This is a genomic window from Tardiphaga sp. P9-11, from assembly GCF_008329525.1.
In the GTDB taxonomy this organism is placed as follows: Bacteria; Pseudomonadota; Alphaproteobacteria; order Rhizobiales; family Xanthobacteraceae; genus Tardiphaga.
Window position 1 is genome coordinate 977650 of record NZ_NPKQ01000001.1, and the last position, 16374, is coordinate 994023.

18 protein-coding genes are annotated in these 16374 nt (G+C 60.0%); all 18 read left to right on the plus strand.

Going from position 1 to position 16374, the window contains the following annotated elements:
- The first annotated feature begins 61 nt into the window (after positions 1–61).
- The 18 genes from CIW50_RS04490 to CIW50_RS04575 all read left to right on the plus strand — a co-directional run bounded on the left by CIW50_RS04490 (position 62) and on the right by CIW50_RS04575 (position 16371).
- The gene (locus CIW50_RS04490; protein WP_172980212.1) at positions 62–1303 is read left to right on the plus strand and encodes an alpha/beta hydrolase family protein; all 1242 of its coding nucleotides are present in this window, start codon (positions 62–64) and stop codon (positions 1301–1303) included.
- Between the two features lie 2 nt (positions 1304–1305).
- Positions 1306–1950, plus strand: coding sequence for a cysteine hydrolase family protein (locus CIW50_RS04495; RefSeq protein WP_149530018.1), 645 nt, complete (start codon positions 1306–1308; stop codon positions 1948–1950).
- 37 nt (positions 1951–1987) lie between these two features.
- Complete coding sequence (locus tag CIW50_RS04500; RefSeq protein WP_246664140.1) at positions 1988–2872, plus strand: polysaccharide deacetylase family protein; 885 nt, start codon at positions 1988–1990, stop codon at positions 2870–2872.
- A gap of 2 nt (positions 2873–2874) precedes the next feature.
- Positions 2875–3576 (plus strand): fumarylacetoacetate hydrolase family protein, encoded by a 702-nt coding sequence (locus CIW50_RS04505; RefSeq protein WP_246664177.1) that lies wholly within the window; start codon positions 2875–2877, stop codon positions 3574–3576.
- 15 nt (positions 3577–3591) lie between these two features.
- Positions 3592–4476 carry a polysaccharide deacetylase family protein gene (locus CIW50_RS04510; protein WP_149530019.1) on the plus strand — a complete coding sequence of 295 codons (885 nt, stop codon included), beginning with the start codon at positions 3592–3594 and terminating at the stop codon, positions 4474–4476.
- A 19-nt stretch (positions 4477–4495) separates the two neighbouring features.
- On the plus strand, positions 4496–5347 hold the full coding sequence (locus tag CIW50_RS04515) for a branched-chain amino acid ABC transporter permease (RefSeq protein WP_149530020.1): 852 nt from the start codon (positions 4496–4498) through the stop codon (positions 5345–5347).
- A complete protein-coding gene (locus tag CIW50_RS04520; protein WP_149530021.1) occupies positions 5344–6306 on the plus strand; it encodes a branched-chain amino acid ABC transporter permease in 963 nt (320 codons plus the stop codon). Before CIW50_RS04515 ends, CIW50_RS04520 begins: the two co-directional genes overlap by 4 nt.
- Before the next feature lie 45 nt (positions 6307–6351).
- Positions 6352–7611 (plus strand): ABC transporter substrate-binding protein, encoded by a 1260-nt coding sequence (locus tag CIW50_RS04525; RefSeq protein WP_149530422.1) that lies wholly within the window; start codon positions 6352–6354, stop codon positions 7609–7611.
- Positions 7612–7669: 58 nt separating this feature from the next.
- On the plus strand, positions 7670–8425 hold the full coding sequence (locus CIW50_RS04530; RefSeq protein ID WP_172980213.1) for an ABC transporter ATP-binding protein: 756 nt from the start codon (positions 7670–7672) through the stop codon (positions 8423–8425).
- On the plus strand, positions 8418–9122 hold the full coding sequence (locus CIW50_RS04535; protein WP_149530023.1) for an ABC transporter ATP-binding protein: 705 nt from the start codon (positions 8418–8420) through the stop codon (positions 9120–9122). Before CIW50_RS04530 ends, CIW50_RS04535 begins: the two co-directional genes overlap by 8 nt.
- 7 nt (positions 9123–9129) lie before the next feature.
- Positions 9130–9324 carry a hypothetical protein gene (locus CIW50_RS04540; RefSeq protein ID WP_149530024.1) on the plus strand — a complete coding sequence of 65 codons (195 nt, stop codon included), beginning with the start codon at positions 9130–9132 and terminating at the stop codon, positions 9322–9324.
- On the plus strand, positions 9324–10709 hold the full coding sequence (locus CIW50_RS04545) for an amidase (protein ID WP_149530025.1): 1386 nt from the start codon (positions 9324–9326) through the stop codon (positions 10707–10709). Before CIW50_RS04540 ends, CIW50_RS04545 begins: the two co-directional genes overlap by 1 nt.
- Before the next feature lie 12 nt (positions 10710–10721).
- A complete protein-coding gene (locus CIW50_RS04550) occupies positions 10722–11711 on the plus strand; it encodes an amidohydrolase family protein (RefSeq protein WP_149530026.1) in 990 nt (329 codons plus the stop codon).
- A gap of 48 nt (positions 11712–11759) precedes the next feature.
- Complete coding sequence (locus CIW50_RS04555; RefSeq protein ID WP_149530027.1) at positions 11760–12398, plus strand: flavin reductase family protein; 639 nt, start codon at positions 11760–11762, stop codon at positions 12396–12398.
- A 115-nt stretch (positions 12399–12513) separates the two neighbouring features.
- Positions 12514–12864, plus strand: a complete 351-nt coding sequence (locus CIW50_RS04560) for a VanZ family protein (protein WP_149530028.1) — start codon at positions 12514–12516, stop codon at positions 12862–12864.
- Between the two features lie 346 nt (positions 12865–13210).
- Positions 13211–14113 carry a LysR family transcriptional regulator gene (locus CIW50_RS04565; protein WP_149530029.1) on the plus strand — a complete coding sequence of 301 codons (903 nt, stop codon included), beginning with the start codon at positions 13211–13213 and terminating at the stop codon, positions 14111–14113.
- A gap of 173 nt (positions 14114–14286) precedes the next feature.
- A complete protein-coding gene (locus CIW50_RS04570) occupies positions 14287–14700 on the plus strand; it encodes a TadE/TadG family type IV pilus assembly protein (RefSeq protein ID WP_149530030.1) in 414 nt (137 codons plus the stop codon).
- 12 nt (positions 14701–14712) lie between these two features.
- Entirely contained in the window at positions 14713–16371 is a 1659-nt protein-coding gene (locus CIW50_RS04575) for a pilus assembly protein TadG-related protein (protein ID WP_349636735.1), read from the plus strand.
- Positions 16372–16374 lie beyond the last annotated feature (3 nt).

Consider the following 16374-nt stretch of genomic DNA (forward strand, 5'->3'; position numbering starts at 1 on the left):
CTCGTGACCTGAACCCGCAATGATGCGGTCACGTTCACAAGAAGCAAGCGGTACGCGTCTCATGGCGGCAGGGAAGTCGATCGGCGAAAACGCCATCGAGGAGATCACGGCGGATCGTACCCCGCACTATGAGCCGTTTGGCTGGCATCACTGGCCGGAGCATCCCTGGCTTGCCTATCAATTCCGCCGCGGTCTCGGTGAGACCCAGGAGGGCGGCGGTAGCGTGTCCGAGGTGATGTTGGCCGGTTCGCGGATGATCCCGGGCGACCTCGAAAGCTGGCATAAAGAGTGGATGGTGATCGCGGATGCCAACTGGCAGCGCGGCCTTTCCGAAGAGAAGCTCGGCCATATCCGCACGGCGATGAACTGCTTCCTGCGGGCCGCCGACTACTACCGCCAGGCAGAATTCCATCTCGAGCCGACCGACCCGCGGCGGCTGCCGACCTTCGAGAAGATGGAGGCCTGCTCGCACAAGTTCATTTCCTATCTCAATCCGCCCGGCGAAGTGGTCGAAATCCCTTATGAGCCGGACAAGCCGATTTGCGGCTACTTCATCCGTGCGCCATTTGCGGGCGACGAGCTGCCGGTACTGATCTGCATGGGCGGTCTCGACTCCATCAAGGACGAGATGTGGTTCATGCAGGCCCATGGCTGCCTGCAGCGCGGCATCTCGGTGCTGATGGTGGATCTGCCCGGGCAGGGCGGTACCTTGCGCCGCCACGGTCTTGCGACCCGCGCCGATACCGAAGTGCCGGTCGGCAAATGTATCGATTGGCTGGAAAAGCGCGCCGATGTCGATAGCTCCCGCATCGCGGTCTGCGGTTCCAGCATGGGCGGCTACTACGCCGCGCGCGCCGGTTGCTACGAGCATCGCCTCGCGGCGGTGATCTCGCACGGTGCCGTCTGGTCCGTCCACGACATGTGGGGTCAGAAGGGCGACGACTTCGGTCTGGCGATGCATATCCGCTGGGTGTTCGGCGCCAAGACCATGAAGGAAGCCCATGAGCTGATGAAGCCCTTTACGCTGAAGGGCCATCTCGAGCACATGACGTGTCCCTATCTGGTGCTGCATGGCGGTCACGACGTGCTCACGGTGACCGCAGCACGCTCGACCTATGACCACGCGATTGCCAATGGTGTCGATGCGACACTGCGCGTGCTTGAGCCGGATGAGACTGGCGCCGAACATTGTCAGCACGATAATCCGACGATTGGTCAGGAAGTGCTTGCCGACTGGCTCGCCGATAAATTCAAGATCGATCAGCGCGCGCTGCTGAAGACCTCATTCAATCCGCTGGTGTGATCATGAATCTCGGTGTCAATCCAATCAAGGCGGCCGTCGTTGCGATCGACCTGCATCGCGGTCATCTCGACATGTCGGTGGCGACTATGCCGACGACGCCGGATGTCGCGAAACAGGTCATTGCCTCCAACAAGCGGTTGTTTGACTGGTGCCGTAGTGTCGGCATCCCCGTGATCCATCAGGTCACATCCTATCGCGACGAAGAAGAAATCCGCGCGAACCCGTTCTGGCGGACCCGCGCCGAGGATCCAAAAGCGACGCGCAAGAATGTGATGCGGCATAACATCATGGGCGGCCCCGGCTGCACCGTGATGCCGGAGCTGCTGGACCCCAGCGATTTCATCGTCAACACGAAGAAGCGCTACGATTGCTTCTTGGGCACCGATCTCGATTTCGTGTTGCGTTCGCACGGCGTCAATACGTTGCTCATCACCGGCGTGAACACCAACTCCTGCGTATTGGCGACGACGACGGCTGCCAATGTGCGGGACTATTCGGTGATTGTCGTCGAGGACTGCGTCGACAGCATGGACGGGCCAGAGTTGCATGCCGCAGGCCTCGCCTGCATCCGCACCGCCTTCGGTTTCGTGATGGATACCGATGCGGTAATGCAGCTCGATGGCCTCAAGGGCGCACGCGCCGCATGATCTCCCACAATCCCCCACTTTCGAAGGGCATCCAGCCATGACCGGTCCCATGCAGCCGCGCGAGCGTTGCGACTATTCCGCCATCGTCGATCGTCCCAAGCTGAAACTGCCGGGCAATGCCCGCATGATCGTCTGGACCATCGTCAATCTCGAGGTCTGGGATATTGCCAAGCCGATGGCGCGTCAGGTGCTGCCAGCGCCAACCGGCATTCCGCTGCTGCCCGATGTCGCCAATTGGGGCTGGCACGAATACGGCATGCGTGTCGGTGTCTGGCGCTTCTTCGATCTCTACAAAAAGCTCGGCATCAAGCCGACGCTGTCGATCAACGCGCGTGTTTGCGAGGATTATCCGCGCGTGGCCCAGCAGGCGAAGGACGCTGGCTGGGAGTTCATGGGCCATGCCTATGAGCAGGGGCCCATCCACAAGGAGGCCGACCAGAAAGCGATGATCAACCGCTCGATGGATGTGATCGAGAACTTCACCGGCAAGCGTCCGGTGGGCTGGCTCGGGCCAGGCTTGACGCAGACGCTGGAGACCCCGGAACTCCTCGCCGAAGCCGGCGTGAAGTATATCGGTGACTGGGTCTATGACGACGAGCCGACGGTGATCCGCACCGAAAAGGGGCCGCTCACCACGCTGCCTTACACGGTGGAGATGAACGATATTCCGATGATGATGGTGCAGCATCACGAGAGCACACAGCTCCTGAACCGCGCCAAGGACCAGTTCGATCGCCTCTATGCCGAAAGCGCCGAGCGGCCGAAGATCATGTCGATCGCGATCCATCCGTATATTTCGGGGCAGCCGTTCCGCATCAAATATCTCGAAGCGATCTATGATTATGTGAACCAATTCGAAGGCGTGGTGCATTGGAACGGTGCCCAAATCCTCGACTGGTACAATACCCAGGTGACCAAGTGAGCGTGACGTCCCAGCAGATGCTTCCTGCCATCCCCATCACCGGCGTTCCGGTTGTAGGCGGCGGCTTTTTCCCCGTCCGCCGCGTCTATTGCGTCGGCCGCAACTATCTCGACCACATCCGCGAGATGAAGGAAGCCGACGAGCGCGATCCGCCGTTCTTCTTCCAGAAGCCGCGCGATAGCGTGGTGCCAGATGGCGCGCGCGTGCCTTATCCGGCTTTCACCGAAGACTTCCAGTTCGAGGTTGAGCTGGTGCTGGCGATCGGACGCGGCGGCCGCGATATCGCGGTGGAGGATGCGCTCGATCATGTCTGGGGCTATGCTGTCGGCATAGACCTGACTCGCCGCGACCGCCAGCGCGATGCCCGCGACATGCGGCTGCCTTGGGAAATGGGCAAGAGCTTCGATGCGTCGGCGCCATGCGGCGAAATTGCGCCGGCACGTGATGCCCGGCATTTCAACAATTGCGCGATCACCTTGTCGGTCAACGGCGTCGAGAAGCAGCGCGGCGATATCGGCCAAATGATCTGGAGCGTGCCGGAGATCGTAGCGCAGCTGTCGAAGCAGATGAGGCTTGAGCCGGGCGATCTCATCTATACGGGCACGCCTGCCGGCGTGGGCCCCGTCGTTCCGGGCGACGTCATCGACGCGCGGATCGAAGGTCTGCCGTCGCTGGGCATCACCATTGTCGAGGCGCAAGACTAAGGATTGGGTCTGATCATGTTGCCGACTGAACGCATTTCCTACTCGCCGATCGACGCTCGCCCGCCGCTGAAGCTGCCGAATGGCAAGCGCATGGCCGTGTGGATCATCGTCAATGTCGAGGAATGGGACGCCAAGCAGCCGATGCCGCGCACGGTGCTGACGCCGCCGGCCGGCGGCTCGCCGTCGCCGGATGTTCCGAACTGGGCCTGGCACGAATACGGCAATCGCGTAGGCTTCTGGCGCATGCTGAAAGTGTTCGACGACTACAAGATTCCGGCGGCGTTGGCGATCAACGGTGCGGCGTTGGCGGCCTATCCGCCTATCGTTGAGGCGGCGAAGACGCGTAACTGGGAGTTCATGGGGCACGGCTTTACCCAGCGCAACATGCAAAAGGTCGAGAACGAGCGCGAGGATATCCGCAAGACTGCGGACGTGATCGAGAAGGCCACCGGCAAGCGACCGCGAGGCTGGCTCGGGCCGGGTCTGACCGAGACCTGGGAAACGCCGGATCTGCTGAAACAGGAAGGCTATGACTACGTCGCCGACTGGGTGCTCGACGACCAGCCCGTATGGCTCAAGACCACGACGACGCCGATCGTGAATGTGCCCTATACGCAGGAGTGTAACGACGTCGCGATGATGCTGATCCAGCATCACAAGGCGTCGGAATATTACGACCGGGCAATCGACCAGTTTGAGCAGATTTACGAAGATTCAGAACAATCGGCCCGGGTCATGGCACTGGTTGTGCATCCGTACATCATGGGCGCACCGCATCGCCTGAAGCACTTCCGCCGGATCTTCGAGACTATCCAGAAGAAATCCGACGTAGCCTTCATGACCGGCGAACAGATTCTCGATTGGTATCTTTCGGTCGGGCCGAAGGCGCCAGAAGCATAGATCAGGCAAGCAGCAGGGCATGAGTCTCTTTCAACTCCTCAACGGCCTGACCTTCGCCGCACTGCTGTTCGTGGTGGCGAGCGGCTTCACGCTGATCTTCGGCCTGCTGCGCATCGTCAATCTCGCGCATGGCGCGCTGTATCTGTTCGGCGGCTATATCGGCTATAGCGTTGCGGTGAAGACCGGTAGCTTTGTCGTCGGCGGTATCGGCGCCATGGCGGCGATTGCGGCTATCGGCTTCGTGCTCGATCAGGGATTGCTGCGCTTCGTACGCGGCAACGAGTTGCGGCAGGTGTTGCTGACCCTTGGCGTCGCCTTTTTTCTCAATGACCTCGCGCTGGTGATCTGGGGCGGCGACAGTTTCACGGTGCCGATCCCGGAGATGTTGCGCGGCGGCACGCGGGTGTTCGGTACCTTCTATCCGATCTACCGGCTGTTTGTGCTGGGGATGGGCATCTTCGTCTTCATCGGCCTGTGGGTGCTGCTCAATCATACAAGGCTCGGCGCGTTGATCCGCGCTGGCGTCGACGATGCCGAGATGGTCGAGGCATCCGGCGTCAATATTCGCCGCGTTTTCCTCTTCACTTTCTTGTTCGGTTCGGCGCTGGCTGGTCTCGGTGGTCTGATGGGAGGCGCGTTCCTGTCGCTCTATCCCTCGGCGGACGCGGAAATCCTCACCTTCAGTCTCGCCGTTGTCATCATCGGCGGGCGTGGCAGCCTTGTCGGTGTCGGTGTCGGTAGCCTGCTGGTCGGGCTCCTGAATACGCTCGGCCAGGTGATGTTCCCCGAGCTCGCTTATTTCGTGATCTTCGGCCCGATGGCGGTGTTGCTCGCATTCCGTCCGCTCGGCTTGTTCGGACGTGCCACATGACGCAGCCCGTATCCAAAAATTCAATTCTCGCCGGCATGACTGGCCGCGCGCTCGTCATCGCCGGGCTGGTGGTGATCGTCGCGGCCTGCCTTCCCATGGTGCTGTCGAGCTATCAGGTCGGCCTCGCCACCGAAGTGTTGATCTTCGGTGTCCTCGCCATGTCGATCGATATTCTCGCCGGTTTTGCCGGCCGGACTTCCCTCGGCCATGGCGCCATCTTCGGTGTCTCGACCTATGTCGTCGTCTACGCGACCGGCCAGGCCGGTCTGTCACTCTGGACGGGCTTCGCGCTCGGTGTGCTGGCAGCGACCGCGGTGGCCTCGGTATTTGCGCTGCTCGCCGTGCGCACCTCCGGGGTCTACTTCCTGCTGCTGACGCTGGCACTGGGCATGATCGTGTGGGGCGTCTGCTTGCGTTGGACGCAGGTCACCGGCGGCGAGAATGGTATGCGCGCCGATGTGCGTCCGGCGATCCTGATGAGCCACAGCGCGTTCTATTGGGCGGTGCTCACCGGCGCCGTCATTGTATCTTTTGCCATGTGGCGTTTTGTTCGTTCGCCCTTCGGTCTGACGTTACGCGGCATCCGCGACAGCGAAAGCCGCATGCGCAGTCTCGGCTACAATGTGCCGCTGCATCTGTTCATCGGTTTCACTGTGTCCGGCATCTTCGCGGGCGTTGCTGGTGGGCTCTATGCGATGTTCAATAATTTCGTCAGCCCTTCGACCGTCGCGCTCGCGCAATCAGTGGAGGGAGTGTTGATGATGATCGCAGGCGGTGTCGGTACGCTGTTTGGCGCTTTCGTCGGCGCAGCGGCGATCATTGTGCTGGAGAATATCGTCAGCTCCTACACTGAGCGTTGGTTGATGGTGCTTGGCATCACATTCGTTCTGATCATGATCTTTGCCCCCGAGGGTATCATAGGCAAGCTGCGCGCGATCACCTCGCGCAAGGCGCGATAAGTCGGTTTTACGTTTCAATCGGGTTGCTCACGAAAGGACTTTGAGATGGATCGCAGGCAATTTCTCAAGAACACTACGGCAGCAGTCGCTGCCGCGGGCGTCGGCGTCGCTCCGTGGCGCTCGGCTCAGGCTCAGGCCGGCCCGATCAAGATCGGTCTGCTGGCGCCGCTGACCGGCGTTGTCGCTTCGGGCGGCAAGGAAATGGTCGAGGGCGTGCAGTTCTATCTCGATCAGGTGAAGAACGAGATGGGCGGCCGCAAGGTCGAGCTGGTGATCGAGGACGACGCGTCGAATCCCGACACCGCTCTGCAGAAAGCGCGTCGTCTGGTCGAGCAGGGCAATTGCCACATGCTGATCGGCAACCTGCTCGCCAATACGGGCCTTGCTGTCGCCAACTACGTCAAGGGTACCGGCACGCCCTACTTCATTCCGATTATCGCGGCTGACGATCTCACCCAGCGTGCCCGCATCAAGAACGTGATCCGCGTCGCCGGCTATTCTGCGAGCGCCTTCACCCATCCGTTCGGTGACTGGGCCCTGAAGCAGGGCTACAAGAAGATCGCTACCATCAGCCAGGATTACACCTTCGGCCATGAACAGTGTGGCGGTCTCGCCCAGGTCTTCACCGAAGGCGGCGGGCAGATTGTGCAGCAGTTCTGGCATCCGCTGAATACTGCCGACTTCAGCCCCTATCTCGGCCAGCTCGCCGACCTCAAGGTCGATGCGATTTTCGCGATGGAGACGGGCGCTGATTCTACTCGCCTGATCCAGCAATATGCGTCCTTCGGCCTGAAGGCGAAGACGCCGTTGCTGATGGCGATGAACGGCACCGACCAGTCGGTGATTCGTACCATGGGCGACGAATGCGAAGGCATCATCGCAGCGGCGCATTTTGCCGAAGGCTCCGACGTCCCGACCACGGCGAAGTTCGAGAAGGATTACGAGGCGAAGTACGGCAAGATCCCGTCGCTTTACGGCTTCTCGATGTATTCCGGCATGATGTGGATCGACGCTGCATTGAAGAAGATGGGTGGCAAGGTCGAGGATCGTGAGGTGTTTATCGACACGGTGCTCAAGACCGAGCTGGACAATTCGCCGCTTGGCAAGACCGTGAAGTTCGACGACTACGGCAATCCGATCTACGACGTCTACATTCGCAAGGTTGTCAAGCGCGCCGATGGCAAATACTGGAACGTGCCGATCGAGACCTATCCGAATGTCTCGCAGTTCTGGAAATACGATCCGGCGACCTACCTGAAGCAGCCGGCTTACTCGCGAACCTTCCAGGGCATCAAGAAGGCCTGATCTCCAACGCTGACATCGGAGCGCGGCCATGCCGCGCTCCGCCTAACAGGAAATTTTTGTGTCCGAACCGATCCTGACGCTGAGCGATGTAACGGTAGCTTTCGACGCCTTGAAGGCGGTCGACGGCGTCAGCCTGACCGTGCCGCGGGGCCAGCGCCGCGCCATCATCGGCCCCAATGGCGCCGGCAAGACCACGTTGTTCAATGCCATCGCCGGCGCGCATCCGCCGACATCGGGCAAGATCAGGTTCAATGGGCATGATGTGTCCAGACTGCCGCCACACCGGCGTGCGCAGCTCGGTATCTCGCGCACTTTCCAGATCACCAACCTGTTCCCCACGCTGAGCGTGCAGGACAACATGATGCTGGCGCTGCGTGGCCTGAAGCCGAAGAAGTTTTCGCTGTTCGGCTCGCCCGATCCGGACGACAACGAGGCCGTGCGCATCGCGGCAGCTCTGAACGCCGCACGGATCGCTGGGCGGGCCGAGATCATCGTCAAGGAAATGTCCTATGGCGAGCAGCGGCAGCTTGAAATTGCGATTGCGCTGGTGACGACGCCGACCATGTTGCTGCTGGATGAGCCCGCGGCCGGCCTGTCGCCGTCGGAGCGCTCGATGATTGCCGAGGTGATCCGCTCGCTCGACCCGGCAATTACCGTGATCCTGATCGAACACGACATGGATCTGGCGCTCGGTCTGGTTGACTACGTCACCTGCATGTTTGAGGGCCGTGTGCTGGTGGAGGAGCCGCCGGAAGGCATTCGCCGCAACGCCAAGGTCCGGGAAGTCTATCTCGGGAAGCCGCGCCATGCTTGAGGTCAAGGATCTGCACAGCGGTTACGGCGACGCGGTCGTGGTGCGCGGCGCGTCGCTGGAGATTCGTCCCGGCGAGATCGTGGCGTTGCTCGGCCGCAACGGGATGGGCAAGACCACCTTCATTCGCTCCATCATGGGCCTAACGCCGCCGCAGGCGCGCTCGGGCACAATCACCTGGCGTGGCGACAGTCTTGTCGGTCTGCGCCCGCACGATATTGCCAACCACAAGATCGCGATCGTGCCGCAGGGCCGCCGTCTGTTCCCGTCACTGACCGTCACCGAGCATCTGACCATGTTGAAGAACGCGCGCGCCAAGAACGGTTGGACGCTCGATCGTGTATTCGGCATTTTTCCACGCCTCGCCGAACGCCGCCATCACCGTGGCGGGCAGCTGTCGGGCGGTGAGCGCGGCATGCTGGCGGTCGGCCGTGCACTGATGATCGATCCGGAGCTGATCCTGATGGACGAGCCTTCGGAAGGCCTCGCGCCGGTGATGGTGCAGCATCTCGAAAGCATCATTCTCGATCTCAAGAAGGAAGGGCTGTCGATTCTGCTGGTCGAGCAGAATCTCTACAGCGCCCTGGCCGTCGCGGACCGCGTCTACATTATGGAGACCGGACAGATCGTGCATCATGGCACGTCACAAGAACTGAGCCAGCAGACCGACGTGTTGTTCCAGCGCCTCGGCGTGCATTGAGGTGATCATGAGAGAAGATCTGTTGCGTCAATTGGCTGCAGAATTGAACAAGGCGCCCGCTGCCGCCGACCGCGCGCCGCGCGTGGCGGCATTAGTTGCGGAGAACAACACGCGCATCGCCACTGAAGCGGTGACCAACATGTCGTTCGATTCCTCGCCTTACGCCTATCAGGCCTGGCTCGCCGCCGTGGACAAAAACTGATGCGGAGCGCCATTGCCGGTCTCGATCTTTGCATGCTCGCCGACGCCATCGCCACGGGCGACATCTCATCCGTCGAGGCCACGACCGTTGCATTGGAACGCCTCGATCTGATCGGCCGCAAACTCAATGCAGTCGTGCGGCTCGATGACGAGCGCGCGCTGAAGGCGGCCCAGGCCGCGGACAAGCTGCGCGGGTCGGGTGCATCGCTGCCGCGGCTGCACGGCGTGCCGCTCGCACATAAGGACTTGTTCTATCGCAAGGGCGATCTCTCCGGCGGTGGCTCCAAGATCCGTGCGGACTTTCGCGCCGATGTCACTGCGACGGTGATCGCCCGGCTCGATGCAGCCGGCGCTCTGGATCTCGGCCGGCTGCAACTTGCCGAATTCGCCATGAGCCCGACTGGCTACAACGAGTCGCTGGGCCACGCGCGCAATCCATGGAATCCGGATTATGTGCCGGGCGGCTCGTCGTCCGGGTCGGGCGCCGCTGTCGCTGCGCGCCTCGTCGCCGGCTCGCTCGGTACTGACACTGGCGGCTCGCTGCGACATCCTGGAGCGATGTGCGGATTGATCGGGTTGAAACCCACTTGGGGACTGGTGCCGACCGATGGTGTAATGCCGCTATCTGCCTCACTGGATTGCACGGGACCTCTGGCCCGTACCGCGCGGGACGTCGCGCGATTGCTCTCGGTGATCGCGGATCGCGACTATGAAGCGACGCTCGATACGGGTGTGACCGGGATGCGCATCGCAATTCCCGGTGGGTATTACCGCGAACTCGTGCATCCGGATGTCGTGACTGCGCTGGACGAAGCCGTGAAGGCGTTGCGGTCGCTCGGCGTCACCATCGTCGAGACCTCGCCGCCGGACATGGTCTTGATCAACGCGCTGATGCAAGTCGTCATGAGCGTCGAGGCCGCGACGATCCATCGCCGCTGGCTGATCGAGCGACCGCAGGATTATGCCGATCAGGTGCGCTCGCGCATCGAGCCCGGTTTGTTTTATCCCGCAACGCGTTATGTCGAGGCGCTGTCCCTGCGTGCGCAGATCACCCAGCAATGGATCGCATCTTGCATAGGCACGGCGGATCTCGCGTTGCTGCCGGCGATCTCGATCCCGGTACCGACCATTGCCGCGACGACCGAAGGTGACCCAGCCGATGTCGCCCGCGTCATCGGCCAGCTCACCCATTGCACCCGCGGCGTCAACTATCTCGGTCTACCAGCTGCGTCGGTTCCGTGCGGCTTCGATGCGGCAGGTCTGCCCATCGCGTTCCAACTGGTTGGTCGCCCCTTTGCCGAAGTCGACATCCTCCGTGTCGCGCATGCCTATCAGGGCACGACAGACTGGCATCTGCGCGTGCCCGCCAGTGCCGAACTGAACTAAGAAGAGATCTCCATGCCCATCATCGATATGCATACCCATGCCCTCAGCAAGCGCGTCGAGCCGCTGGTGGCCGGGCATTACGATCCAATGGATAACCCCTATCGGCGTGACATGTCGCCTGCGAGCCGTGAGACCGATGCGGAGCAAGGCAAACTGCTGCCGGGCCTGATGCTCGTTCTCGCCAAGCGCCGCGAGATGATGGCGAAGATGGGCGTCGACTTCCAGGTCATCGCACCAGCGCCTGCACAGCAGAACTATTGGGCCGATGAAGATCTGCAATGTGCATTATCGCGCGTGCAGAACGAGGATATCGCCGCACTCGTGGCGCAGGACCCGGCGCATTTCGCCGGCATGGGCACACTGCCGATGCGGTTTCCGGCGCGCGCGGCGGAAGAAGCGGCATACGCGGTTGAGCAGCTTGGTCTCCGCGGCTTCCAGATCGACACCCGCATTGAGAATCTTGAATTGTCCCATGCGTCTTTCGATTCGCTCTACGCCCGGCTCGCCAGATTGCGGGTGCCGCTGTTCGTGCATCCGCTCGGCTTCTCCCATGGCCAGCGACTCGGCGATTTCTTCATGGTCAACAGCGTCGGCCAGCCCATCGAAGAAACCATTGCGATCTCCCACTTTATCATGGGGGGAATTCTCGACCGGCATCCCGATCTCGATGTGGTGATTGCCCATGGCGGCGGCTTCTATCCGTTTTACGCGGCCCGTCTGGATCACGCCTGGAAGGTGCGCCCGGAAGTGCGGCGGCTGACGGCGGATGCGCCATCGACCTATCTGAAACGGCTGTGGTTCGATACCTGCGTGTTCTCGTCCGATCTGATCGACAGCCTCGTCAAAACCGTGGGCGTTGACCGCGTCATGATGGGCTCTGACTATCCGTTCGACATGGGGGACCCCGATCCGGTGGGGCTGGTCAACAAGGCTAAGCTATCGGAAACTGACCGTCAGAAAGTCCTGTTCGGCAATGCGAGCCGGCTGTTCAAGATCGGATAAGCTCCTGCCTCGTTGTGGCAAGGTGCGGCACAAGAGGCAAGACCCGCGATGACGATCCACTTTGATTTCGCCAAGCTTAGCGCGCCGGAGCGCTACAAGCTGCTTTGTGGTCTCGTTGTCCCGCGACCGATTGCGTTGATTACAACCATTTCCGAGGCTGGTGTGGTCAATGCCGCGCCGTTTTCGTTCTTCAATGTGTTCTCGGAGAAGCCGCCGCTGGTGGTAGTTGGCCTACAGGCCAGGCCCGACCTGTCGGTCAAGGACACGACCCGCAATGTTCGCGCCAATGGGTTGTTTGTCATCAACATGGTGGATGAGGCCCTCGCCAACGATATGGTCGATTGTTCGATCAGCTTTCCATCCGACATCGGCGAACTGGACGCCCTGCAGCTTCCAATGACGGCTGGCATTAATGTGCCGGTGCCGCATTTGGCGAAGGCACCTGCGGCACTGGAATGCCGGAAAGTGACAATGATGAACTTTGGCGCAGAACGCGACTTACTGGTCGGAGAGGTCTTGGGCATTCAGGTTCGCGATGGTGTTGTCGACCCCGTCACCTTGCGTACGGATTATGATCATTATCTTCCGGTCGGGCGCGTCGCGGGAACCATGTATGCGCGGATGCAGGATCGTTTCGAAATCAAGCCCGACAGTTTTGAGACTTGGCAACTCCGTAGCCCCCGTTGAGGGAGGTTTTGTCCGGGAGTGCGTTGGAATGCCGGTGGTAGTTCTCTGCGCGTTCGATTAACCGTCACAGGTGAGAAATCGCCGCTCCTGCGGTTGCATGGGATATGACTGCTGGATGTATCGGAAAACCATCATTGTTATTGCGTGGACTACACTTGCATTGATTGCTTTTGCGACTCTGTCACCGATCGGGCTGCGGCCGCATTTTGCCGGCGTCAGCCTGGAGCGTTTCGGTGCATTTGCACTCGTGGGCCTTTTGTTCGGCCTCGCTTATCCGCGTCATCTCTGGCTTGTTCTGACGCTCGTTGGGGGAGCGGCAGTCGGACTCGAGGTGCTGCAACATTTGACGCCGGACCGGCACGGCGAGGTGCGGGATGCGCTGGTCAAACTTGCAGGCGGCGTCACGGGTATCGGGATATCGCTCGCGCTTCATCAGACCTTAAAGCGATTTATCACCTTAAGTTGATGGTGGTCTGAACTATCGCATTGAGGGTGCATCAGCTCTCTCTGCGAATCACGTCTGCTCAAACTTGAGAAGCGCCGTCTTGAATGTTCTGCATCTCGTGGCCTTACAAGAATCCGTATAATCACGGTAGCTCTCTACCCGCGAACCCTCATTGAGACCGCGAATGGCAGAAATCACACACGCCTCCACGCGAAAATGCTTGGCATGTGTAAAAAGACACCGATACAACTTGAAGGAGGGTGTGTGTCGCAGTGTTCACAATTTCAACGATGCCAAGAAACGGTTCGGTCAGGTTGGTGTAGTTGGCCGATGACTTTGGTGTGATGTCTCGAAGCGGACAATTCTGTTGCGTGGAGAAGATGTCGATCTCAAAGGACAACGTATTATGCATCGGCGATACCAGCATTCCAGTATCCCAACCGAAATCATGCGGTCGGTTGTCGGTATCTCCGAAGCCGGCAGCATCACCAAGGCCGCAAAGCTGCTCGGTCTGAGCCAACCTGCCATCAGCTCGCAGATCAAGCGGATTGAGCACGCGGTCGGCGGCAGTATCTTCCAGAAGTCTGCCAACGGCTCATCGACGACAGAGCTCGGAAAGCTCGTTCTGATCCAGGCCAAGAAGATTCTGGAGGCGAACGACCAGTTGCTCTTGCTGCGTGGGGCTTCGCCCGAAGATCAGACTATTCGGCTTGGTCTGGCCAACTTCTATGCGCAACGCGCAATGGAAGGGATGAGCAAGGCGGCGATGAGCAATGTCTGCATCTATTCAGATAATTCGTCCGAGATCGCAAAAAGCATGCTCGACGGCTACGTCGATATCGGCGTGTTTCTCAGCATTTCCGAGGTGCCGGTGGATGCGACCACCGATGTCGTCGCGCAACGCGACGACGAGCTGAGTTGGGTCCGCTCCAGGGATTTTACGTTAAGTCCTGGCGCGCCCATTCCGTTGCTGACCTGGCCGGGGCACATCGTGCATAATGTCATGATCCAGGCGCTTGAGCGCAAAGGCATGATCTATCGTATCGCATTCTCCAGCCCAGACCATCATGCACGGATCGAAGCTGCGAGGGCAGGCATCGGTTTAACCTTGCTGCCAACGGCTCTGATCCCTGCGACGCTCCTGGCTGCCAATGAGTATTATCTTCCGAAGCTGGCGATACCCAAACTCGTGCTATGCGCGCGCGAGGATATTCGCAAGAAACACAGTATTCTAATAGAGGAACTGCACGTTAAATTCTTCGGTATATAGCTCCCATTGGCGCACGCATCAGAAAACGTGATGTCCTCATCAAATCCAATGCCATCATCCAACACTATGCGGGCATTGGAGGTGATCAATCCCACCAGGTGGTAGCAGAAGTTGTATAGGTAGTTTTCACGCGGCCTTGCGAAGCTCAGCACATGTTGAGATTCGATGCCAGCATGAGAAAACTTCTGTCGTGTCGACGCGGTGTTTCCGCAGTCGAGTTCGCGATGCTGCTTCCCGTCTTTCTATCGATCGTTTTCGGCATCGTCGTCTTCGGGTCATACTTTGCGGTCGTTCATGGTGTTCAACAGCTTGCTGCCGAGGCAGCACGCTCCTCTATCGCAGGCCTGACCGAGACAGAGCGCGGTACGATCGCATCGACCTATGTCACGTCGAATGCCGCGACTTATCCGCTGATCAATGCGTCGAAGCTGAGCGTCAATGCAGCAACGTCGTCATCGAATGCAAACGTCTTCGTGGTCACGGTCAACTACGACGCGTCGACCATGTTCATTTATTCGCTTCCTTTCGTGCCGATGCCTCCATCGCAAGTCACGCGATCTGCCGCCATTCCCTACGGAGGGTTTTGAGCGATGGAACGGATGCGCACGCTTCTCAAGAGGTTTCGCGCCGACCAGCGTGGAAATATTGCCATCATGTCTGCAGGCGGCATGATCCTGGCCATTTGTTGTGCTGCACTGGGGGTCGATATCGGGACCATTGCTGCCGATCGACGCAAGACGCAGGCCGCTGCGGATCTCGCCGCGATCGTCGCCGCGAGCAACCTGAGCAATGCGACGAACGCCGCGCAGGCGGCGGTGACCAGCAATAACTATCCGGCCAGTGCCCTGGTCGGTGTTGAACTCGGAACTTACACAGCTAATTCGGCCATCGCTGCGCAAAGCCGCTTTGTTACACCAGCGACTGGAACGGCCAATGCGGCACGGGTCAGTCTTCAGACGGCGACACCGCTTTACTTCAGCCATTTCTTTACCGGCAGCAATAACTTCACCATCAAGACGACGGCGACCGCAACTACAACCGCGATCGCGTCGTTCTCGATCGGTTCGCGGCTAGCGTCGCTAAATGGCGGCTTGTTGAACAGCGTTCTTGGATCGATGCTGGGTACCACCCTGTCGCTCTCGGTCATGGACTACAATGCGCTTCTTGGCGCGCGCATCGATGCCTTCACCTTCCTCTCGGCGCTCGCGACGCGCGTCGGTCTAACCGGCGTTACCTATGACACGCTGCTGAAATCGAACATCAAGATCGGAGACATTCTGTCCGCGGCGTTGAGTGCGCAGCAGGCTGCCAATGGCAGCGGGACGGCGACCACCGCACTCTCGACGATATCGCAGGCTTCGGCATCCATGACGACCAAGATAGCGCCTGGCACGCTGATCGATGCGGGCCCCTACGCGAACCTGATCGTGGGTGTAAAGCCCAAAAACGGTGTGAACGTCTCGCTCTACGACCTGCTGCAGGCGACAGCTGGAATCGCCAACGGCACCAACCAGATCGCCGCATCCGTCAGTTTGGGCCTGCCAGGCATTGCCAGTGCGGCATTGACGGCGACCATTGGCGCCCGGCCGCAGGGATCCGGCTGGATTGCCGTGGGTACGCAGGGCATCAGTGTCCATACAGCCCAGACACGAGTGCTGCTATCCATCCAGTTGCTCGGAAGTGGCTCGGCGTCATTGGTCAATCTGCCGGTCTATGTGGAGGTCGCGTCGGGCACAGCGACGTTGAACAAGGTCAGTTGCGGCTATCCCAACGTCAACACATCGAGCGTCACACTTGGCGTCACGCCAGGCATTGTCGATGCATGGATAGGTAACGTCACTGTAGCCGATCTCAACAATGTTACGACCAAGCCAAATCCAGGGCCGGCACCACTTGTGAACCTCCTGGGCATTCCAATTGTAACGGCAAAGGCTCATGCGGGCATGGGCAACACCACACCGGTCAGTGTCGACTTCAGCTATTCGGATATCACCTCGCAGACGAAGAAGACCGTGAACACGACAAACTTTACGTCGTCCCTGACGGGCAGTCTGCTTGGCGACCTCAACATCAGTGTTCTTGGGTTGGGTTTGGCGATCCCAGGCCTTGGGGGACTCGTCACTAGCATCATCAGCGGCGCAACCAGCTCTATCGATCAACTGCTGGCGGCAACGCTGGCAAGTCTCGGCGTCGGAATCGGACAGGCCGATGTGTGGGTATCCGGCATTCGCTGTGACGGGGCAGTGTTGGTGAACTGAGTT

Coding starts and splice junctions, on each gene's coding strand:
- CIW50_RS04525 (WP_149530422.1), top strand. CDS start 6,352: ATGGATCGCAGGCAATTTCTCAAGAACACTACGGCAGCAGTCGCTGCC.
- CIW50_RS04555 (WP_149530027.1), top strand. CDS start 11,760: ATGACGATCCACTTTGATTTCGCCAAGCTTAGCGCGCCGGAGCGCTAC.
- CIW50_RS04515 (WP_149530020.1), top strand. CDS start 4,496: ATGAGTCTCTTTCAACTCCTCAACGGCCTGACCTTCGCCGCACTGCTG.
- CIW50_RS04495 (WP_149530018.1), top strand. CDS start 1,306: ATGAATCTCGGTGTCAATCCAATCAAGGCGGCCGTCGTTGCGATCGAC.
- CIW50_RS04535 (WP_149530023.1), top strand. CDS start 8,418: ATGCTTGAGGTCAAGGATCTGCACAGCGGTTACGGCGACGCGGTCGTG.
- CIW50_RS04500 (WP_246664140.1), top strand. CDS start 1,988: ATGACCGGTCCCATGCAGCCGCGCGAGCGTTGCGACTATTCCGCCATC.
- CIW50_RS04575 (WP_349636735.1), top strand. CDS start 14,713: ATGCGCACGCTTCTCAAGAGGTTTCGCGCCGACCAGCGTGGAAATATT.
- CIW50_RS04540 (WP_149530024.1), top strand. CDS start 9,130: ATGAGAGAAGATCTGTTGCGTCAATTGGCTGCAGAATTGAACAAGGCG.
- CIW50_RS04545 (WP_149530025.1), top strand. CDS start 9,324: ATGCGGAGCGCCATTGCCGGTCTCGATCTTTGCATGCTCGCCGACGCC.
- CIW50_RS04570 (WP_149530030.1), top strand. CDS start 14,287: ATGAGAAAACTTCTGTCGTGTCGACGCGGTGTTTCCGCAGTCGAGTTC.
- CIW50_RS04510 (WP_149530019.1), top strand. CDS start 3,592: ATGTTGCCGACTGAACGCATTTCCTACTCGCCGATCGACGCTCGCCCG.
- CIW50_RS04490 (WP_172980212.1), top strand. CDS start 62: ATGGCGGCAGGGAAGTCGATCGGCGAAAACGCCATCGAGGAGATCACG.
- CIW50_RS04520 (WP_149530021.1), top strand. CDS start 5,344: ATGACGCAGCCCGTATCCAAAAATTCAATTCTCGCCGGCATGACTGGC.
- CIW50_RS04560 (WP_149530028.1), top strand. CDS start 12,514: ATGTATCGGAAAACCATCATTGTTATTGCGTGGACTACACTTGCATTG.
- CIW50_RS04550 (WP_149530026.1), top strand. CDS start 10,722: ATGCCCATCATCGATATGCATACCCATGCCCTCAGCAAGCGCGTCGAG.